Annotated in this window: 16 protein-coding genes and 2 pseudogenes; 14 read left to right on the top strand and 4 right to left on the bottom strand. The window is 64.6% G+C overall.

The features are described 5' to 3' along the window. The first annotated feature begins 108 nt into the window (after positions 1 to 108). From AB3X89_RS10740 to AB3X89_RS10725, 4 genes and pseudogenes are all read left to right on the top strand, one after another. Entirely contained in the window at positions 109 to 3,291 is a 3,183-nt protein-coding gene (locus tag AB3X89_RS10740; protein WP_368583247.1) for an efflux RND transporter permease subunit, read from the top strand. A gap of 103 nt (positions 3,292 to 3,394) precedes the next feature. After that, positions 3,395 to 4,126, top strand: a pseudogene (locus AB3X89_RS10735) (efflux RND transporter periplasmic adaptor subunit); the annotation flags it as partial. After that, a pseudogene (locus AB3X89_RS10730) lies at positions 4,113 to 5,315 on the top strand (efflux transporter outer membrane subunit); the annotation flags it as partial. The pseudogenes AB3X89_RS10735 and AB3X89_RS10730, both read left to right, overlap by 14 nt. 221 nt (positions 5,316 to 5,536) lie before the next feature. Continuing rightward, positions 5,537 to 6,727, top strand: coding sequence for an MFS transporter (locus tag AB3X89_RS10725; RefSeq protein WP_368583246.1), 1,191 nt, complete (start codon positions 5,537 to 5,539; stop codon positions 6,725 to 6,727). Positions 6,728 to 6,741: 14 nt separating this feature from the next. Here AB3X89_RS10725 and AB3X89_RS10720 read toward each other — a convergent pair whose 3' ends face one another. After that, positions 6,742 to 6,909 carry a hypothetical protein gene (locus AB3X89_RS10720; protein ID WP_368583245.1) on the bottom strand — a complete coding sequence of 56 codons (168 nt, stop codon included), beginning with the start codon at positions 6,907 to 6,909 and terminating at the stop codon, positions 6,742 to 6,744. A 101-nt stretch (positions 6,910 to 7,010) separates the two neighbouring features. Between AB3X89_RS10720 and AB3X89_RS10715 the strand changes: the two genes are divergently transcribed. Then, on the top strand, positions 7,011 to 7,193 hold the full coding sequence (locus tag AB3X89_RS10715; protein WP_008923386.1) for a hypothetical protein: 183 nt from the start codon (positions 7,011 to 7,013) through the stop codon (positions 7,191 to 7,193). A gap of 100 nt (positions 7,194 to 7,293) precedes the next feature. On the opposite strand, the gene mgrA is transcribed toward AB3X89_RS10715, so the two are convergent. Continuing rightward, positions 7,294 to 8,337, bottom strand: a complete 1,044-nt coding sequence (gene mgrA, locus AB3X89_RS10710) for an L-glyceraldehyde 3-phosphate reductase (RefSeq protein WP_018436920.1) — start codon at positions 8,335 to 8,337, stop codon at positions 7,294 to 7,296. Between the two features lie 226 nt (positions 8,338 to 8,563). Here mgrA and AB3X89_RS10705 point away from each other — a divergent pair, with 226 nt between their 5' ends. Next, positions 8,564 to 8,770, top strand: coding sequence for a DUF3185 family protein (locus AB3X89_RS10705; RefSeq protein ID WP_152851698.1), 207 nt, complete (start codon positions 8,564 to 8,566; stop codon positions 8,768 to 8,770). Positions 8,771 to 8,800: 30 nt separating this feature from the next. Here the strand turns inward: AB3X89_RS10705 and AB3X89_RS10700 are convergent, their stop codons facing one another. Continuing rightward, on the bottom strand, positions 8,801 to 9,562 hold the full coding sequence (locus tag AB3X89_RS10700) for a phytanoyl-CoA dioxygenase family protein (RefSeq protein WP_368583244.1): 762 nt from the start codon (positions 9,560 to 9,562) through the stop codon (positions 8,801 to 8,803). Positions 9,563 to 10,077: 515 nt separating this feature from the next. Here AB3X89_RS10700 and AB3X89_RS10695 point away from each other — a divergent pair. Then, positions 10,078 to 10,440, top strand: coding sequence for a hypothetical protein (locus tag AB3X89_RS10695; protein WP_368583243.1), 363 nt, complete (start codon positions 10,078 to 10,080; stop codon positions 10,438 to 10,440). Between the two features lie 151 nt (positions 10,441 to 10,591). On the opposite strand, the gene metK is transcribed toward AB3X89_RS10695, so the two are convergent. Continuing rightward, positions 10,592 to 11,779, bottom strand: a complete 1,188-nt coding sequence (gene metK, locus AB3X89_RS10690) for a methionine adenosyltransferase (RefSeq protein ID WP_368583242.1) — start codon at positions 11,777 to 11,779, stop codon at positions 10,592 to 10,594. 282 nt (positions 11,780 to 12,061) lie between these two features. Between metK and AB3X89_RS10685 the strand changes: the two genes are divergently transcribed. The 7 genes from AB3X89_RS10685 (at position 12,062) to dksA (ending at position 19,580) form a co-directional block, all read left to right on the top strand. Continuing rightward, entirely contained in the window at positions 12,062 to 12,946 is an 885-nt protein-coding gene (locus AB3X89_RS10685; RefSeq protein ID WP_368583241.1) for a lipid A biosynthesis lauroyl acyltransferase, read from the top strand. A 228-nt stretch (positions 12,947 to 13,174) separates the two neighbouring features. Next, entirely contained in the window at positions 13,175 to 14,110 is a 936-nt protein-coding gene (dapF, locus tag AB3X89_RS10680) for a diaminopimelate epimerase (RefSeq protein ID WP_368583240.1), read from the top strand. A 57-nt stretch (positions 14,111 to 14,167) separates the two neighbouring features. Continuing rightward, positions 14,168 to 14,926 carry a DUF484 family protein gene (locus tag AB3X89_RS10675; protein ID WP_368583239.1) on the top strand — a complete coding sequence of 253 codons (759 nt, stop codon included), beginning with the start codon at positions 14,168 to 14,170 and terminating at the stop codon, positions 14,924 to 14,926. Between the two features lie 28 nt (positions 14,927 to 14,954). Beyond that, complete coding sequence (gene xerC, locus AB3X89_RS10670; protein ID WP_368583238.1) at positions 14,955 to 15,878, top strand: tyrosine recombinase XerC; 924 nt, start codon at positions 14,955 to 14,957, stop codon at positions 15,876 to 15,878. Between the two features lie 63 nt (positions 15,879 to 15,941). Then, the gene (locus AB3X89_RS10665) at positions 15,942 to 17,144 is read left to right on the top strand and encodes a class I SAM-dependent rRNA methyltransferase (protein ID WP_368583237.1); all 1,203 of its coding nucleotides are present in this window, start codon (positions 15,942 to 15,944) and stop codon (positions 17,142 to 17,144) included. Positions 17,145 to 17,377: 233 nt separating this feature from the next. Next, complete coding sequence (locus AB3X89_RS10660; RefSeq protein ID WP_368583236.1) at positions 17,378 to 18,478, top strand: GTP-binding protein; 1,101 nt, start codon at positions 17,378 to 17,380, stop codon at positions 18,476 to 18,478. Between the two features lie 682 nt (positions 18,479 to 19,160). Beyond that, on the top strand, positions 19,161 to 19,580 hold the full coding sequence (gene dksA / locus AB3X89_RS10655) for an RNA polymerase-binding protein DksA (protein ID WP_008923580.1): 420 nt from the start codon (positions 19,161 to 19,163) through the stop codon (positions 19,578 to 19,580). The last annotated feature ends 213 nt before the right edge of the window (positions 19,581 to 19,793 follow it).

Genomic DNA, 19,793 nt, shown 5'->3' with positions numbered 1-19,793 from the left:
AGATGCGGCTAACGCGCAGCTTCGCACCTGCCTTCGCGCCGACGGGCGCGCCTGCGTTTCCGATCCGCGCGGCGCGGCCGCCGCTGATTTCATTAGTCTGCGCTAGTCATGTGGATCGTTCGTCTCGCGCTACGGCGCCCCTATACGTTCGTCGTGCTGGCGTTGCTATTGCTGATCGTCGGGCCACTGACGATTCTGCGCACACCCACCGACATCTTTCCGAACATCGATATTCCGGTGCTGTCGGTGATCTGGTCGTACAACGGCCTGCCCGCCGACGAAATGGAGCGGCGCATCGCGCTGAACTACGAGCGCGGCTTGTCGGTGGCGGTCAACGATATCGAACACACGGAATCGACGTCGCTGAACGGCATCACGGTCATCAAGATCTTTTTCCAGCCGGGCGCGAATATCGACGAAGCGCTCGCGCAGGTCACCGCGCTGTCGCAGTCGCAAGTGCGCTCGCTGCCGCCCGGCATCACGCCGCCGTTCATCCTGCGCTACAACGCGTCGACGGTACCGATTCTGCGGCTCGCGTTGTCGTCCGCGTCGCTGACCGAGCAGGAGCTGTTCGACTTCGGCAATAACTTCCTGAAGACGCAGCTCGCCACCGTGCCCGGTGCATCCGCGCCGCTGCCGTATGGCGGCAAGCAACGGCAGATCATGATCGATATCGATTCGCGCAAGTTGCAGGAGCGCAATCTGTCGCCGATGGACGTGGTCAGCGCGGTCTCCGCGCAGAACCTGATTCTGCCTTCGGGCACCGCGAAGATCGGCTCGACCGAGTACTCTGTGGTAATGAACGGCAGCCCCGATTCGCTCGCCGGGCTGAACAACATTCCGATCCGCACCACCGCAAACGGCACCGTCTATATCCGCGACGTCGCACACGTGCGCGACGGCTACCAGCCGCAGACCAACATCGTGCGCGTGAACGGCCAGCGCGCCGCGCTGCTGACGATCAACAAAAGCGGCAACACGTCCACGCTCGATATCGTCGACCGTATCAAGACGATGATGCCGACGCTGCGCAATCTGGTGCCGCCGTCGCTGAATATCGACCCTGTCGCCGACCAGTCGCTGTTCGTGCGTGCATCGGTGGAGGGCGTGCTGCGTGAAGCGCTGATCGCCGCGTGTCTGACGGGCCTGATGATTCTGCTGTTCCTCGGCAACTGGCGCGCAACGCTGATCATCGCGGTATCGATTCCGTTGTCGATGATCACGTCGATCATCGCGTTGTCCGCGCTCGGCCAGACGATCAACATCATGACGCTCGGCGGGCTCGCGCTCGCGGTCGGGATTCTGGTCGACGATGCGACCGTCGCGATCGAGAACATCAGCCATCAGCTCGAACAGGGCAAGACGCTAGAACAGGCGATTCTCGACGGCGCGCATCAGATCGCGATTCCGACGCTGGTGTCGACGTTGTCGATCTGCATCGTGTTCGTGCCGATGTTTCTGCTCACCGGTGTCGCGCACTACCTGTTCATTCCGCTCGCCGAAGCGGTGGTGTTCGCGATGCTCGCGTCGTACTTCTTCTCGCGTACGCTCGTGCCGACGCTCGCGAAGTATCTGCTGCGCTATCACCACAAGCCCGCTGATCTGCATCACGCGCCGGCGCAAACGCGCAATCCGTTCATGCGCGTGCACTACGCGTTCGAACGCGGTTTCTCGCGTTTGCGCGAGCGCTATCGCGTGTTTCTCGAAGCGCGCGTGGCGCGGCCGGGCCTGTTCGTTACGCTGTTTCTCGTGTGCTGTGGCGCGTCGCTGCTGTTGTTGCCGTTTATCGGCCGCGACTTTTTCCCCGCCGTCGATGCCGGCACGATCGCACTGCACATGCGCGCGAAAACCGGCATGCGGGTCGAGGAAACGGCGGTGCTGACCGATCGTGTCGATGCGCGCATCCGTCAGCTGATTCCGGCCGGCGAACTGCATTCGATCATCGACAACATCGGCCTGCCGGTGTCGGGTATCAACCTGTCGTACAGCAACACGGGCACGATCGGCACCTCCGACTCGGACATCCTGATCACGCTGAACCCCGAACATCATCCGAGCGCCGGCTATGTGCGCACCTTGCGGCGCACGCTCACCGACGAATTCCCCGGCGTGCAGTTCGCGTTTCTGCCGGCCGATATCGTCAGTCAGACGCTGAACTTCGGCATGCCGTCGGCGATCGATATCCAGATCGTCGGCCGTGAGGCGGCCGCCAATCGTGCGTTCGCCGCGAAGCTGCTGAACCGTCTGCGCACGGTGCCGGGCCTCGTCGATGCGCGCATCCAGCAGCCCGCCGATCTGCCGCGGATTTTCATCGACGTCGATCGCACGCGCGCGCAGCAAGCGGGTTTTTCGCAGCGCGATATCGCGAGCAATCTGCTGATCACGCTGTCGGGCAGCCAGCAGACCACGCCGACGTTCTGGCTCAATCCGCGCAACGGCGTCAGCTACAACGTGATCACGGAAGCGCCGCAATACACGATCGATTCGCTGCAATCGCTCGCGAACATTCCGTTGAACGCCAACGGCCGCAACAACATTCTCGGCTCGCTCGCGACAATGCGCCGCGAAGCCAGCAACGCGGTGCTCACGCACTACAACGCGCAAACCACGATCGACATCTACGGCACCGCCGACGGCCGCGATCTCGGCGGCGTGTCCGACGACATCCGCAGGATCATCGACGAATCAAAAGCCGAGTTGCCGAAGAGCTCGACGATCGAACTGCGCGGCCAGGTGCAAACGATGAACGAGTCGTTCTCGGGCCTGCTCGCCGGTCTGCTGTTCGCGGTGCTGCTCGTGTATCTGCTGATCGTCGTCAATTTCCAGTCGTGGCTCGATCCGTTCATCATCGTCACCGCGCTGCCGGGCGCGCTCGCGGGCATCGTGTGGATGCTGTTCCTCACGCACACCACACTGTCGATCCCTGCTCTCACCGGCGCGATCATGTGTATCGGCATCGCGACCGCGAACTCGATTCTGGTGATCAGCTTCGCGCGCGAACAATTGCTGCTGCACGGCGACGCGACCCGCGCGGCGATCGAAGCGGGCTTCACGCGCTTCCGCCCGGTGTTGATGACCGCGCTTGCGATGGTGATCGGCATGGTGCCGATGGCGATCGGTCTCGGCGAAGGCGGCGAGCAGAATGCGCCGCTCGGGCGCGCGGTGATCGGCGGGCTCGCGGTCGGCACGCTGGCCACGCTGATCTTCGTGCCAGTCGTGTTCTCGATGATCTATCGACGGCTCGCGGCGCGGCATCAGCGCGCCGCGGAACACGTGGTGCAGAAGCCATGAACGTCCCGCACGCGATAACCGTTCCGGCCGGCACGCGCATCATGCGATGCCACGACACAAGAGGCAGCCTCGACTGCCCATGCAATTTCGAAGGGGAAGCTTGATGGAAGCACAACGTCCCGGCGGCTCGGGTTCAGGATCGGGCTCTGGCGGCCACGCCGCGCATGATCCGGCGAAAGCGCGGCGCACGCGCCTGATCATGATTGCCGCCGCCGTCGCGGTGCTCGCGCTCGCCGCGCAAGGGATCTGGTCGCGCCACGATGCGCATGCGGCGCTCGAACGCGATGCCGAGCACACGAGCCAGTTAAGCGTCGAAGTCGTGCAGCCGCAAAAGTCGTCGGCCGGGTTCGATCTGACGTTGCCCGGCAACGTGCAGGCCTTCCTCGACACGCCGATCTACGCGCGCACCAACGGCTATCTGAAGAAGTGGTACGCCGACATCGGCGCGCGCGTGAAGAGCGGCCAGTTGCTCGCGGAAATCGACACGCCCGAAATCGACGACCAGTTGCGCGCCGCCCGCGCCGATCTCGCGAACGCCGAAGCGAATTACGCGCTGGCGAAGAGCACCGCGGATCGCTGGACGGATATGTTCAAAAGCAAGTCGGTGTCAAAACAGGAGACCGACGAGAAAGTCGGCGACATGCTCGCGAAAAAAGCCACGCTCGACGCCGCGCGTTTCAACGTCGCGCGACTCGAAAAGACGCAGTCGTTCCAGAAGGTCTATGCACCGTTCGACGGCACCGTGACCGCGCGCAACGTCGACGTCGGCGCGCTGATCGACGCGGGCAGCTCGGGCGGCCCCGCGAAGGAAATGTTTCATGTCGCGCAGGCGGACCTCGGAGAACGTGCTGCATAAATCGACCGCCGGTCTCGCGCTGAACGACTATCTGGTGCAGGTCGACGCGTCGTGGGAACCGGACCTGTGGGGCCGCGTGTCGCGCAGCGTCGAAGGCGCGAAGGCTGGCGCGCAGGCGAGCGCCGCCGACGTCGACGCCGCGCTGCTGTCGATGCAGGCCGAGCTCGCCACCGATTACTTCGAGCTGCGCGGACTCGATCAGGAGCGCCGACTCCTCGACGACACGATCAAGGCCTACCAGGAGGCGCTCGAACTGACGCAGCATCGCTACGCCGGCGGCATCGCGACCGATGCCGATGTCGCGCAGGCACAAGCGCAGCTGAAGACGACCCAGGCGCAGGCGCTCGATCTCGGCGTGCAGCGCGCGCAGCTCGAACATGCGATCGCGATCCTGATCGGCCAGCCGCCGTCGACCTTCACGCTGCCGGTCGCGCCGCTCGTCGCGGTGCCGGTCGTCGCGGCGGCCGGCGTGCCGTCCGGCTTGCTCGAGCGGCGTCCCGATATCGCGGCGGCCGAGCGGCACGTCGCCGCGATGAATGCGCAGATCGGCGTGGCCACCGCGGCGTTTTTCCCGAATCTCGTGCTGGCCGTGACGGGCGGACTCGAAGCGACCAACTACAGCCAATGGCTGCTCGCGCCGAGCCGGCTGTGGTCGCTCGGGCCGACGCTCGCGGGCACACTGCTCGACTTCGGCGGCCGCGCGGCCGTCAAGGATCAGGCGCGCGCGCACTACGACGAAAGCGTCGCGCAATATCGGCAAACGGTGCTGAACGCGTTCGGCCAGGTCGAGGACAATCTCGCCGCGCTGCGCGTGCTGGAACAGGAAGCCGCTGCCCAGGACGACGCGGTCGCGGCCGCGCGGCGCGCGCTCGCGGTCGTGTCGGACCGCTACCGGAACGGCGCGATCACCTACCTCGACGTGGTCGTCGCGCAGACGACCACGCTCACCAACGAGCGCAACGCCGTGTCGATCGCACGCCGCCGGATGGCCGCGAGCGTCGCGCTCGTGAAGGCGCTCGGCGGCGGCTGGGATACGTCGGTACTGCCTGGCGACGATTCGCCGGGCGACGATTCGCCGGGCGACGCTTCGCTCGTCCATCGGCCTGCGGCGACTTCCGGTTCGACGCAGACGCCGGCGCCGGCCAGCGTAGCCGGGGCGCACGGCTAGCGCCGGGAGACGGGCGCGCGACTTGGTGCGGGCGGCGCGGAACGCCGCGTTGCCCGCGCCGCCGGCTCGAAACGAGTTTTCAGCGTATCCTTAACATCTTTTGCGCGTTTCCGTGTGACCCAAGGAGTTCAGTTGTGAACCTGCCGCCGCAATCCCAGCGGACTGCTTCTGCCGTTCCCTCCCCCGCCGCAGCTTCGGCTCCTTCCACCCGCACCACCACCGTGTCGGATATCCCCTATCTGGAACGCGGCTCGCCCGCGTACTGGCGCGCCAGCCTCGCGCTGCTGTTCGCCGGCTACGCGACGTTCTCGCTGCTTTACTGCGTGCAGCCGCTGCTACCGTCGTTCTCCGAAGCGTTCGACGTGACGCCGGCGCAAAGCAGTCTGTCGCTGTCGCTATCCACCGCGGCGCTCGCGCTGGCGATTTTCGTCGCCGGTTTCGTCTCCGAGGGTTGGAGCCGGCACAAGCTGATGACGCTGTCGCTGACGGTGTCGTCGGTGCTGACGATTGGCGTGTCGGTCGCGCCGCACTGGAATCAGCTGCTCGTGCTGCGCACGCTCGAAGGGCTTGCGCTCGGCGGCGTGCCGGCCGTCGCGATGGCCTATCTCGCCGAGGAAGTGCATCCCGACGGTCTCGGCCTCGCGATGGGTTTGTACGTCGGCGGCACGGCGATCGGCGGCATGGCCGGACGGGTGATCACCGGCGTGGTCGCCGATCTGTTTTCATGGCGCGTCGCAATCGGCACGATCGGCGTGCTCGGCCTGCTGTCGATGCTCGCGTTCCGCGCGCTGCTGCCGCCATCGCGCCATTTCGTGCCGCGCCGCGGCCTCGGCTTCGCGCATCACCGCACGCTGCTGTTGCGGCAGTTCACGCGACCGGGCTTGCCTCTGCTGTTCCTGCTCGGCTTCGTGCTGATGGGCAGCTTCGTCACGCTGTACAACTACATCGGCTACCGGCTGCTCGCGCCGCCGTATCGGCTGAATCAGACGGAGATCGGCGCGATCTTCATCGTCTATCTGGTCGGTGTGGTCGCGTCGCCGTGGTCCGGGCGCATGGCCGATACGTTCGGCCGCGCGCGCGTGCTGATCGGGAGCCTGCTGCTGATGGTGTTCGGCCTCGCGCTGACGATGCTGCATCCGCTCGCGGCGGTCGCGACCGGCATCGCATGCGTGACGTTCGGGTTCTTTGCCGGGCATTCGGTCGCGAGCGGCTGGGTCGGGCGTCTGGCGAAAGATGCGAAAGGCCAGGCCGCTGCGCTATATCTGCTCGCATACTACATCGGCTCGAGCCTGGTCGGCTCGTATGGGGGCCACGTGTGGGCCGGTCATGGCTGGAACGGGGTCGTCGGACTGGTCGGTGCGCTGCTCGTGATCGGCTTGATCGCGGCGACGCACCTGCGCGCCCGCGCATAGCCGCAGGCGATCATTCACCCCGCATGGATCGGCGCAAAACGAAAGGCTTTCGCAAGCGAACGCTCGACATTTTCCGCCGTGTTTTGTTGCGCCGCGCCAATCGCCGCGCGCCCGTCGCGCCGAGGTTCAGCGGCTTGCGAATAAGCGACGGCGCGCAAGCTCGCGCCGCCGCGCCGCTCCATCCGTCTCCTATACTCGATTCGTGCACTGGTACTGCATGATTTCAAAGCCGCAGCCTCTGCCGGAACGACATAGCATCCATCCTGCATGGGAGGAGACGAAGATGACGTACTTCACGATCGGCGATTTCATCCTGGTCATTCCGATGGCGTTGGCGGGTGCGCTATTCGTCGGCGCGCTGCCCTGCAAAACCGAGTTGCGACACAACGCGCTGCGTGTGCTGGGCGCGCTGATCGGTGTGATGTGCGCGGTGGCGCTGGTCGAGGGTCTGCCGGCGCTCGTGTAGCGGCGCGGCGAAGTATCAACGAAAAAGCCGCACGCTGAGCGTGCGGCTTCGTTTTGCCCTTCGTTCCGTCTGCCAGTTGCGCGGACGGCTCCTCACGCGATCAGATCGCCTGGTCCGTCGATGGCTTTTCCCACAGGTTGATCCCGCCTTCGGTCGCATAGCGATCGATCTCGGCGAGCTCGTCGGCCGAGAATGCGAGGTTCTTCAGCGCGCCGACGTTCTCGCGGACCTGCTCCGCGCGGCTCGCGCCGATCAGTACCGACGTCACGCGCTGATCGCGCAACGCCCACGCAAGCGCCATCTGCGCGAGGCTCTGACCACGGCGCTGCGCGATGTCGTTGAGCTTCCTCACGTGCTCGATGTTCTGCGGGCTCAGATGCTCGTCTTTCAGCGAACCGCCGCCCGGCTTGTTGACGCGCGCATCGGCCGGCACGCCGTTCAGGTACTTGCCGGTCAACAGCCCTTGCGCGAGCGGCGTGAACGCGATCGCGCCCGCGCCGACTTCGTCGAGCGTATCGAGCAGGTCGTGTTCGATCCAGCGGTTCAGCATGTTGTACGACGGCTGATGGATCAGCAGCGGCACCTTGTATTCGGCGAGCAGCTTCGTCATTTCGCGCGTCTTCGCCGACGAGTACGACGAGATGCCGATGTAGAGCGCCTTGCCCTGCTGCACCGCGCTCGCCAATGCGCCCGCGGTTTCTTCGAGCGGCGTGTGCGCGTCGAAGCGATGCGAATAGAAGATGTCGACGTATTCGAGGCCCATGCGCTTCAGGCTCTGATCGAGACTCGCGAGCACGTACTTGCGCGAGCCGCCGCCCTGGCCGTACGGACCCGGCCACATATCCCAACCGGCCTTCGACGAAATCAGCAGCTCGTCGCGATACGGTTTGAAATCGTCCTTGAAAAGGCGGCCGAAGTTGGTTTCCGCGCTGCCGTACGGCGGGCCATAGTTGTTCGCCAGATCGAAGTGCGTGATGCCGAGGTCGAAGGCCGTGCGCAGGATGTCACGCTGCGTCGAGATCGGCGTGGTGTCGCCGAAGTTGTGCCACAGGCCGAGCGACAACGCCGGCAGTTTGAGACCCGACTTGCCGCAGACGCGGTATTGCATGTCCGAATAGCGTTCTGAAGCTGCTTCGTAAGCCATTGCTAGTGTCCTTGTCGATGAGATCGCCCGAGAATTCCGGGCGTGAGGATTCGCGCGTTGCGGGAGGCGTGCTGCTCGGGGAATTTATTGTTGTGATGTCGCCGTGGTGCGGCTAGACCGCTATGTTAGCCAATCGACGCGGCGCTTGCAGGCACCAGTATGCGGGATGGACGAGCACGCGCGGCTCACCTACACTCTGGCCGGTTCAAGTTGATGGGAGGTGCAGATGGCCAAAGCGATTTCGATCGCGCTGATTGTCGGCGGTATCGTGCTGCTGTATTTCGGCGGGCAGGCGTTCAATTCGGTGAGCAGCGACGTGTCGCGCTTCTTTACCGGTTCCCCGAGCAACAAGGCGATCGTGCTGATCGTCGCGGGCGTGGTGGCGACGCTTGCCGGGCTGACGGGAATCGCGATGTCGGGGCGCAAGCGCTGAGCGTCCGCGCGAGCCCCGCGACGAAAATAGCTAGAACGCGATCTCGGGCTTCGCGGCCGAGCGCGTGCCGGGCAGCGGCACGTTGCTTACGCCGTGATAGGTGAAGACCAGCGAGAACTTCACCTGATCGCTGAGATTCTTGCCGGCCGAGTGCAGCGTGTTGCAGTGGAAGAACACCACGTCGCCGGTCTTCAACTCGGGCGACACCGCGGTGCGGATCGCCGCCTCGTTCTCGGCGATATCCGTGCGGAAAAATTTCGCTTCGTCGAAACGATCCGACGTGAAGGCGGCGCCGTGCGATTGCGGCACGAACCACAGCGCGCCGTTATCGATCGTTTCCGGGCCGACCGCGAGCCACACCGACACCAGGTCGTCGCGCTCGAACGACCAGTAGCGCACGTCGCGATGCCAGCCGGTCAGGCTGCCGTACGCGGGGTGCTTGGTCATCATGCAGTTGTGATGCGCGCGCGACAGTCGCGGCTCCTCCCCAAAATACAGTTCCATCCAGCCACGGATTTCGGGCGCGGTCGCCCATTGCGCGAACGCCGGGTGACGACCGTACGCGTCGAGCAGGCGCCGCACCGTGTGTCCGCCCGGCGCATCCTTCGATGACGGCGCGCCCGGATACTTCAGATCCGCTTCGAATTCGATCGGCGCCGCCGCTTCCTGCAGCTGCCGCTGTGCGATCCGCTTCAGCTCGTCGCAACGTTCGGGCGACACGAGTCCTGGCACGACGACAAAACCCTGCTCCCGCAACGTTTGAATCTGCTCTTTCTTCGAATGGAGTGACATGGCGTTCCGTTACTGTCGACTAACTGATGTCCGATTGTAAAACGGGCGCGATCGGGGTGCGTTGTTTCGCGGCGCGCCGATGCACCGGTTTCAGGCGTGGAGTGCATCCGCATCGCACATTCGCAGGGCAACTATGCACGTAAATCGCCCGTCAAAAGTGAGACCAGATTGGTGTCGGCGACGATTCGATCCAGAGGAGATTCGACCTCGCAGGGTACTAACCCGACTTTCTGACGTCACGATTCCCGTGTAGCCTGCTCGCATGTCGATCGCCGCTTACGCAGTTTTCTATTGTGCGCAGCCCGTCAAGGCTCGTGCCGTCGGATTCTCCGCGTTGTACCTTCGCAGCGCTGCGCGCCTTGTTTCGCGTCGCGATCTCCCGCGACACGACGCGCACCGGATTTCCGGCTTTCAGGCCGTTCATCGCAACCCCGTCATTGGCACATATGGTGCTGTTTGTCCGTGCACATCCGATGCACGCGCCGACGTGCGGTTCATTGCCTAAATGTGAAGCCATGCATACTCTTTTGAGCACCCGTCTTACCCGCGCCGCGCTGAAAGCGGCGCGTCCCGCGCGCCGTCATATGATGCGAGCGCTGCGCCACCATGCCGCGCGCACCCGTGCGCTCGGCGAGCAGTGGCGCGACGCGAAGGCCGTCGACGGCTTTCGCACCTGGTTCCATACGTTCTTCTCGGCGCTGCGCCAGCAGAGCGGCACGCGCCGCCTGTCGCTGCGTACGTTGCTGCGCAAGCCGACACCGTTGCACCTCGCGGTCGCGAAACGCGCGCCGGAGGTGCGCACGCCTGCGAGCCGCCGACCGCGTCGGCTGTCGACGAGCAGCAGCGGGTGGTTCGCGTTTGCGTTTGCGAGCCGGTGAGATTGCTGGACCGGTGAGTTGCAGTTGCGCGTTGAGTGGCTAGACCGCTGATCTGCTGACATCGCCGCGCCATCGACGGACAAAGAAAAAACCCCGCCCGGCTCACGCCGGCGGGGTTTTTTGCTTTCAGGTAATGATCGACCCGCGCTAGTTACGCGATCGCCGCGACCGGCTCGGTGCCTGCCGCTTCGGCGAGTGCAAGCGCCTTGTCGGTGGCTTCCCACGTGAATTCCGGCTCTTCGCGGCCGAAGTGGCCATACGCCGCGCTCTTCTCGTAGACCGGGCGTAGCAGGTCGAGCATCTGGATGATGCCCTTGGGACGCAGGTCGAAATGCTGACGCACGAGTTCCGTGATGGTCGCATCCGACACGCGGCCGGTGCCGAACGTGTTGACCATCACCGAGGTCGGCTGAGCGACGCCGATCGCGTACGACACCTGGATCAGGCAGCGCGACGCGAGGCCCGCGGCCACGATGTTCTTCGCGACGTAACGGCCGGCGTATGCTGCCGAGCGGTCGACCTTCGACGGGTCCTTGCCCGAGAACGCGCCGCCGCCGTGCGGTGCCGCGCCGCCGTACGTGTCGACGATGATCTTGCGGCCCGTCAGACCGCAATCGCCTTGCGGACCGCCGATCACGAAGCGACCGGTCGGGTTCACGAGGTACTTGATGTCACCCTTGATCAGCTCGGCCGGAAGCGTCGGCTTGATCACTTCTTCGATCACCGCTTCGCGCAGCGTGTCGAGCTCGATGTCCGGCGCATGCTGGGTGGACAGCACGACGGTGTCGATCGAATGCGGCTTGCCGTCGACGTAGCGCACGGTGACCTGCGACTTCGCGTCCGGACGCAGCCAGGGCAGACGGCCGTCGCGGCGCAGATTCGCCTGACGCTCGACGAGGCGGTGCGACAGGTGGATCGGCAGCGGCATCAGTTCCGGCGTTTCTTCGCACGCGTAACCGAACATCAGGCCCTGGTCGCCTGCGCCTTGATCGAGGTTATTGTCGTGCGCGCGGTCCACGCCTTGGGCGATGTCCGGCGACTGCTTGTCGTAGGCGACGAGCACCGCGCAGCCGCGGTAGTCGATGCCGTAGTCGGTGTTGTCGTAGCCGATGCGCTTGATCGTGTTGCGCGCTATCTGGATGTAGTCGACGTTCGCGGTGGTGGTGATTTCACCGGCCAGCACGACGAGACCCGTGTTGCACAGCGTTTCGGCCGCGACACGCGAGTACTTGTCCTGAGCGAGGATGGCGTCAAGGATCGCGTCCGAGATCTGGTCCGCGACTTTGTCGGGATGGCCTTCGGAGACGGATTCGGAAGTGAAGAAATAGTCGTTTGCCACGTTGCAGACTCCTGTTAGTGGTTACGGTTGCGTTCCACGTAGCCGACTTCGGGAGTCTGAAGCGGCGACGCTTTAGCGGATTACCTTACCGATGGACGCTACCCATGGAATCCATGGACCGCACCCGCCGGCTTCGCCCCGCAAGTTGTCTATTAACTCGGCGAAGCCCTTATTATAGCGACTTCCTTTGAATGTCACAGAGTGTCCACGAGTGCGGTATCACGCCAATTTTTCCGCCCACCAAAATTCCGCCCCCATCAGCGCCGCGCGCCCGGAGGCTGCATGCTGAGCCGCTACGGCGCGAAGCTCGCGGTCGGGCTGCTTAAACTCTTTGCGTTGTTGCCGTATGGATTCGTCGCCCGTCTCGGCGATGGGCTCGGCTGGCTGCTCTATCAAATCCCGAGCCGTCGCAAGCGCATCGTTCATACGAATCTGAAGCTGTGCTTCCCCGACTGGAGCGACGAGCACCGCGAGGACGTCGCGCAGAAGCACTTCCGTCATGCGATCCGCAGCTATCTCGAGCGCAGCGTGCAGTGGTTCGGCTCGGCGAAGAAGCTCGAAAAGCTGATCCAACTCGACAGCGCGATCGACCTGACCGACCCGAACCTGCCGCCGACGCTCTTTCTAGGCTTTCATTTTGTCGGCATCGAGGCGGGTTCGATTTTTCTGAACTACTCACTGAAGCGCCGGTGCGGCTCGCTGTATCAGCCGATGTCGAATCAGGAGCTCGAGGGAGTCGCGAAAGCGGCGCGTGCGCGTTTCGGCGCCGACATGGCGAGCCGCGCGGACAGCGCGCGCGTCGTACTGCGCTGGCTGCGCGAACGCAAACCGGTGATGCTCGGCGCGGACATGGACTACGGCGCGCGCAATTCGACGTTCGTGCCGTTCTTCGGCGTGCCGACCTGCACGCTGACCGCGGTCGGCCGTCTCGCGAAGGTCGGGCACGCGCAGGTCGTGCCGTTCATCGGCGAAGTGCTGCCGAACTACAAGGGCTACCGGCTCAAGGTCTTCAAACCTTGGGACAACTATCCGACCGGCGATGATGACGCCGATGCGCGACGCATGAACGAATTTCTCGAAGAGCAGATTCCGCTGATGCCCGAGCAATATTACTGGGTGCACAAGCGGTTCAAGACGCGGCCGCCGGGAGTGCCGGGGGTATATTGAAGATGGCGCTGGCACCGGGCTCCCAGCAGTCGGAGCACGTCGATCAGTGCACGTGAGGCGGCATCTCGGCCCTTGCCCGCCATACCGTTTCCGATGGGCCAACGTGTATCATCTGCTATTGGCCCAACCCGGCTCGAAAGGGTGATTCACCCGACGGCCGGCAAGGCCCGGATTTTCGGCTCCGCCCGCACGCGCGAAGCCCTACGCAGCAACGGATACACGAAAAACGTGAAGCTCAAATTCACCAAAATGCACGGCGCGGGTAACGACTTCGTCGTACTCGACGGCTATACCCAACCGCTTGAACTGACCACGGCACAGGTTCGCGCGCTCGCGAATCGCCATTTCGGCGTCGGTGCCGACCAGTTGCTGCTGGTCGAAAAGCCGACCGTCGAAGGCGTCGATTTCAGATATCGCATCTTCAATTGCGACGGCGGCGAGGTCGAACATTGCGGCAACGGCGCGCGCTGCTTCGTCAAGTTCGTGCGCGAGCGCGGTCTCACTGACCAGCGCAGTGTGCGCGTGCAAGTCCAGAACGGCACGATCACGCTGACGATGCAGGACAACGGCGAGGTGATCGTCGACATGGGCACGCCCGTGTTCGATCCCGAACTCGTGCCGTTCGCGACCAAAGGCCTGCAAGGCCGCCGCGAAGGCGCGGACACGCTCTGGCCGCTCGACGTGAACGGCACGACGCGCTGGATGTCGGTGGTGTCGATGGGCAATCCGCACGCGGTGCAGGTCGTCGACGATGCCGAGGCGTTCCCGGTGCTGGTCGAAGGTCCGGCTATCGAGCGGCACACGCGCTTCCCGCAGCGGGTCAATGCGGGCTTCATGCAGATCGTCAACCGCAACGAGATCAGGCTGCGCGTCTACGAACGCGGCGCGGGCGAAACGCTCGCGTGCGGCACCGGCGCGTGCGCGGCGGTCGCGGCCGGTATCCGGCGCGGGCTGCTGGATTCGCCGGTGCTCGTGCACACGCACGGCGGCGATCTGACGATCACGTGGGACATTGCGCAACCAGGCGCGCCGCTGCTGATGGCCGGCCCCGCGGCCACCGTCTTCGAAGGGGAGATCGAGTTGGCAGAAGAGGCGGCGAGCGCGTCGCCGGACTCGCCGCAGCACAACCCGTCCAGCCCGGCCGCCGTGGCGCCCTCCGTCTAACTCATTGACCGACGCGCCGCCGTGAGGCGGCCCTCCCGTAGTCCTCTAGCCGAAACCATGAACGATCGCGAAGTCGCCGAATACCTGCTCGCCAATCCCGAATTCTTCGTCGAACACGCGGAAACGCTCGCGACCATCCGGCTCGCGAACCCGCACGGCAAAGCCGCGGTGTCGCTGCAGGAGCGGCAGATGGAAATGCTGCGCGACAAGAACAAGCATCTCGAGCGGCGTCTGGCCGAACTGCTGCGCTACGGTCACGAGAACGACAGCATCGCGGCGAAGTTCAACCGCTGGACCATCCGGGTGATGGCCGAGCGCGATCCGTACGCGCTGCCGCGCACGATCGCCGGCGGCCTGCGCGATATCTTCGACGTGCCGCAAGCGGCACTGCGCGTGTGGGACGTCGCCGAGCCGTATGCGCAAGCCGACTTCGCGCGCCACGTCAGCGAGGAGGTGCGGATTTTCGCGGGCAGCCTGAGCACGCCGTACTGCGGCGCGAACACCGGCTTCGAGGCCGCGCAATGGCTCCCGCAAGCGGCGAGCGCTGCCAACGGAGCGGCCACCCCGGCGACGAACGTGGCAATGAGCGCGACCGACGACCCCAACGCCGCATCGAGCGAAACGGCGCAGACCACCGAATCGATCGCGCTGCTCTCGCTGCGCGACCCCGAAGGCGCCGAAGACGCGCCGACGTTCGGCCTGCTCGTGATGGGCTCATCCGACCCGCGCCGCTTCCACGAAGGCATGGCCACCGATTTCCTCACGCAGATCGGCGCGCTCGCGAGTGCCGCGCTGAGCCGGCTGCTGCCGCGCTGAGCCGCGCCATACAACATCACCGCCCACCGTGACCGCCGCCGACCCGATCGCCGCCTACCTGTCGCATCTCGAGCACGAGCGGCGGCTGTCGGAGCATACGCTGCGCGGTTATACGCATGAGCTCGCGGAACTGAAGCAACTCGCCAAAGGCCGACCGCTGGAAAGCCTCACCGCCGTCGACATCCGCGGCGCCGTCGCGCGCGCGCATGCGGGCGGCCTCACCGCGCGCTCGATCGGCCATCGGCTGTCGGCGTGGCGCGCGTTTTATCGCTGGCTCGCGGGCCATGTCGAGCTGCCGGCCAATCCGGTCGCCGCGGTGCGCGCGCCGAAGCAGGCAAAAATGCTGCCGAAGGCGCTTTCCGTCGACGACACCGCACGCCTGATGGACAACCCGCCCGCCGAGTCCCCCGAAGGCCTGCGCGATCACGCAATGCTCGAACTGTTCTACTCGTCGGGCCTGCGCCTCGCCGAACTGGTCGGCCTCGACGTGTGTTTCGCCGACGTCGACGGCTATCGCTCGGCCGGCTGGCTGAAGCTCGATTCCGCCGAAGTCGAAGTACTCGGCAAAGGCAACCGGCGCCGCGTCGTGCCGGTGGGCAGCAAGGCCATCGCGGCGCTGAACGCATGGCTCGCGGTGCGCGAACGGATGGTCCGCCACGATCCGCATCCGCTCTTCCTGTCGGCGCGCGGCAACCGGCTGTCGCCGAACGTCGTGCGCGAGCGCGTAAAGCGCGCGGCGCTCGTGGCCGGCATTCCTGCCAACGTGCATCCGCACGTGCTGCGTCATTCGTTCGCGACGCACGTGCTGCAGTCGAGCGGCGATCTGCGCGCCGTGCAGGAGCTGCTAGGACACGCGAGCATCACCGCGACCCAGGTGTATACGGGCCTCGATTTCCAGCACCTCGCCCACGTCTACGACAGCGCGCATCCTCGCGCGAAGAAACGCAACTGATCACGCGACTGCCGCCGCGCGCCACCACGCGCCGCCCCATCGCTAGTACCTCACCGACACCTGATGAATACCGTTACGCTCAAACCGTCGAAAGAAAAATCGCTGCTGCGCCGCCATCCGTGGGTCTATGCCAATGCGATCGAACATGTCGACGGCCGCCCCGCGCCCGGCGCGACCGTGCTCGTGCGCGCGCACGATGGCCGCTTTCTCGCGCGCGCCGCCTACAGCCCGCACTCGCAGATCCGCGCACGGGTGTGGAGCTTCGACGAAGCCGAGCCGATCGATCACGCGTTCTTCAAGCGCCGCGTGCAGCGCGCGTTCGCGCATCGTCAGGCGATGGTGCGCGACACCGGCGCCGTACGACTGATATTCGGCGAGGCGGACGGTCTGCCGGGCCTGATCGTCGATTACTACGTCGCCGAGGACGCGGGTCAGCGCAGCCAGATCGTCTGTCAGTTCATGGCGGCCGGCGTCGAGGCGTGGAAGGACGCGATCGTCGCGGCGCTGATCGGCGCGACCGGCTGCCCGAACGTCTACGAGCGCTCGGACGTGTCGATACGTCAGAAGGAAGGGCTCGAACAGATCACCGGCGTGCTCGCGGGCGAGCCGCCTTCGGAGCAGCTGATCGCGAGCGAAAACGGCGTGCGCTATCACGTCGACGTGCGCAACGGCCACAAGACCGGCTTCTATGTCGACCAGCGCGATAACCGCCTGCTCGTGCAGCAGTTCGCGAAAGATCGCGACGTGCTGAACTGCTTCTGCTACACCGGCGGCTTTTCGCTCGCGGCGCTCAAGGGTGGCGCGAAGCGCGTGGTTTCGGTCGATTCATCGGGTGAAGCGCTCGCGCTCGCGCAGCAGAACGTCGCGGCCAACGGCTTCGACGCCGATCGCGCGAGCTGGCTCGACGCCGACGCGTTCAAGACACTGCGGCGCCTCTACGACGAAGGCGAGCGCTTCGACCTGATCGTGCTCGATCCGCCGAAGTTCGCGCCATCGCGCGAGCACGTGGATCGCGCGTCGCGCGCGTACAAGGACATCAATCTGACGGGCCTGAAGCTGCTGCGTCCGGGCGGACTGCTGTTCACCTACTCGTGCTCGGGCGCGATCGATCCCGAACTGTTCCAGAAGATCGTGTCCGGCGCTGCTGCCGATGCCCGCGTCGACGCTCGCATCCTGAAGCGGCTGGGCGCGGGCGTCGATCATCCGCTGCTCACGGCGTTCCCCGAGGGGGAGTATCTGAAGGGGCTGCTGTTGCAAATCGCCTGATCGCCCATATTTCGTGGGCAATTGCGCGTGCCGGCGGAGGCAGCGGCCACCCTCCGCGCAGCCCGCCATCGGCCGGCCGCAAGGCCGCCGCCCTGCGCCCGCCAGGCAAATATGTTTCAATAACCGGCTGGACAGGGCCGCGCCATCTGGCTGCGGCGGCCGGCCTCACGCTTCTGGCTAGCCTTGCGCTAGCGTTCGATCACGCACCGTTTCACGACTTACAGGCGACCCACATGATTCCAGTCACCATCCTGACCGGCTTCCTCGGCAGCGGTAAAACCACCCTGCTCAAGCGCATCCTGAACGAAAAGCACGGCATGAAGATCGCCGTCATCGAGAACGAGTTCGGCGAAGAGAACATCGACAACGAGATCCTCGTGCAGGACACGACCGAGCAGATCATCCAGATGAGCAATGGCTGCATCTGCTGCACGATTCGCGGCGACCTGTCGCGCGTGCTCAACGATCTGGCCGCGAAGAAGCAGGCGGGCGAAGTGGACTTCGACCGTGTCGTGATCGAAACCACCGGCCTCGCGAATCCGGGCCCGGTCGCGCAAACCTTCTTCATGGACGATCAGATTGCGAGCGACTTCCTGCTCGACGCGATCATCACGCTGGTCGATGCAAAGCACGCGGACCGTCAGCTCGACGAGCATGAAGTGGTGCAGCGCCAGGTCGGTTTCGCCGACCGCCTGTTCATCACCAAGGCCGATCTCGTCGATGAGCGGCAACTGGGCGATCTGCGCCACCGTCTGCTGCACATGAACCCGAAGGCGGCGATCAGGGTCGTCAATTTCGGCGAAGCGGACATCAAGGAAATTTTCGATCTGCGCGGCTTCAACCTGAACTCGAAGCTCGAAATCGACCCGGACTTCCTCGCCGAAGACGAACACGCGCACAGCCACGCGCATGCGCACGACGAACACGGCCACACGCATGGCGACCATGATCATGATCACGCGAATTGCGATCACGACCATGGCCACTGCGATCACGAAGGCCACGATCATGGGCATCACCACCATGCGCATCACGACGACAAGATCAAGTCGTTCGTGTACCGCAGCGATCGTCCGTTCGATCCGAACAAGCTCGAAGACTTCCTCGGCGGCATTCTGCAGATCTACGGCGAGCACCTGCTGCGCTACAAGGGCGTGCTGTACATGAAGGGCGTCGATCGCAAGGTCGTGTTCCAGGGCGTGCATCAAATGATGGGCAGCGACCTCGCCGCGAAATGGCAACCGGCCGAGAAGAAGACCAACAAGATGGTGTTCATCGGCATCGAACTGCCGCGCGACCTGATCACCGACGGTCTCGACGCCTGCCTCGCCTGAGCGGGCGCAGCGCAGTCACACAAGCAAGCCCCGTAGAAGTCCCACGACATGCCGCGCGTAGCGCGGCATGCGTCGTGCTACTGCTATTGCGCCGAGACACCCGAGGTCGACTGCGCGGGCGTGAATCCTCTGCAGAAACTGCGATGCCGTGGCACCAAAACCGCGCGATTGCCGGCTATATGAAAAACACGTGAAAACCCTGCCGCATTAAAGCGTGCACGACCATCGCTTTTTGGCTTTGTGCGCGTTATATTTTCGGGATATCGCTGCACCGCAGGCAGAATTCGGCAGTTGCGGTGCCGGATTGTGATTCAGTTACAATACGTGCCCACTGGAGAATGACAACGAATTGCCCGGTCGCGCGTATCCCGCGACGGGCCTGAAACGGCGCCGGAAAATCTTGTCCGGAGACACGCCGAAAACGCCGGCGGGCACGGCCTGAAAGGGCACGCGCTGGTCGGCGAGCGATGCCTCAGGAGCATGTGTGAATCGGTTTCCAGAGGAGTTCGGCCCCGCAGTGGCGTAGCTAGCAACGCCCGGTGTGTGGGCGCCAGGCGCTTCGGCGTCACGACAGCCCAACGTTCGTGACCACCCCTGCGCTGCGCGTCCGCGCGACGCGTTTGCGGGCAATACGAAAGTGCGGGCACTATGAGTTTTGCCTCACATTGAAGAAGTAAGCCAGATGACGACGAAACGACTCTTGACCGAAGCCGAAATCCTGAAGATGAGCGACAAGGATTACATGAATGAGGATCAGCTCGCCTTCTTCAAGAACAGGCTCGAACAGTTGCAGGCGGACATTCTCCGCAATGCCGGCCAGACGACCGAGAACCTGCGTGAAACGGTCATCGTGCCGGACCCGGCCGATCGCGCCACGATCGAGGAAGAGCATGCGCTCGAACTGCGCACGCGCGACCGCGAACGCAAGCTGCTGAAGAAGGTGCAGCAATCGATCGCGCGCATCGAGGCGGGCGACTACGGCTGGTGCGAAGAAACCGGCGAGCCGATCGGCATTCCGCGTCTGCTCGCACGGCCCACGGCCACGCTGTCGCTCGAAGCACAAGAGCGCCGCGAATTGCGCCAGAAGCTGTTCGGCGACTGATGAGCTGAGGCGCGGCTCCGGCCTGGCGCCCTGAAAACGCTGCTTCGTCGAGAGGCGCACGGTGAACCGTGCGCCTTTTCTTTTTGCGCGACATCCGCGCGAGCTCCGCCATCCCTCCTGTCCCACCACGCCTTTCCGCCTCATTTCTCAGGCTTCCTGAGCGGATTTTCAGTTTTTCTCCCTAGGCCTTCCGGCGGATCTTGATATGACCGC

Origin of the sequence: Paraburkholderia sp. BR14320 (assembly GCF_040948665.1) — a bacterium.
Classification (GTDB): Bacteria; Pseudomonadota; Gammaproteobacteria; order Burkholderiales; family Burkholderiaceae; genus Paraburkholderia; species Paraburkholderia youngii.
Note: the sequence above shows the minus strand (reverse complement) of the source record. Positions and strands in the feature narration are given on the sequence as shown.

What these genes read in the sequence shown, in the direction of transcription:
- dksA (WP_008923580.1), top strand. Translation starts at nt 19,161, where the DNA reads ATGACGACGAAACGACTCTTGACCGAAGCCGAAATCCTGAAGATGAGC.
- AB3X89_RS10705 (WP_152851698.1), top strand. Translation starts at nt 8,564, where the DNA reads ATGGCCAAAGCGATTTCGATCGCGCTGATTGTCGGCGGTATCGTGCTG.
- AB3X89_RS10700 (WP_368583244.1), bottom strand. Translation starts at nt 9,562, where the DNA reads ATGTCACTCCATTCGAAGAAAGAGCAGATTCAAACGTTGCGGGAGCAG.
- AB3X89_RS10740 (WP_368583247.1), top strand. Translation starts at nt 109, where the DNA reads ATGTGGATCGTTCGTCTCGCGCTACGGCGCCCCTATACGTTCGTCGTG.
- AB3X89_RS10695 (WP_368583243.1), top strand. Translation starts at nt 10,078, where the DNA reads ATGCATACTCTTTTGAGCACCCGTCTTACCCGCGCCGCGCTGAAAGCG.
- AB3X89_RS10685 (WP_368583241.1), top strand. Translation starts at nt 12,062, where the DNA reads ATGCTGAGCCGCTACGGCGCGAAGCTCGCGGTCGGGCTGCTTAAACTC.
- AB3X89_RS10675 (WP_368583239.1), top strand. Translation starts at nt 14,168, where the DNA reads ATGAACGATCGCGAAGTCGCCGAATACCTGCTCGCCAATCCCGAATTC.
- AB3X89_RS10715 (WP_008923386.1), top strand. Translation starts at nt 7,011, where the DNA reads ATGACGTACTTCACGATCGGCGATTTCATCCTGGTCATTCCGATGGCG.
- mgrA (WP_018436920.1), bottom strand. Translation starts at nt 8,337, where the DNA reads ATGGCTTACGAAGCAGCTTCAGAACGCTATTCGGACATGCAATACCGC.
- AB3X89_RS10665 (WP_368583237.1), top strand. Translation starts at nt 15,942, where the DNA reads ATGAATACCGTTACGCTCAAACCGTCGAAAGAAAAATCGCTGCTGCGC.
- AB3X89_RS10720 (WP_368583245.1), bottom strand. Translation starts at nt 6,909, where the DNA reads ATGGAGCGGCGCGGCGGCGCGAGCTTGCGCGCCGTCGCTTATTCGCAA.
- AB3X89_RS10660 (WP_368583236.1), top strand. Translation starts at nt 17,378, where the DNA reads ATGATTCCAGTCACCATCCTGACCGGCTTCCTCGGCAGCGGTAAAACC.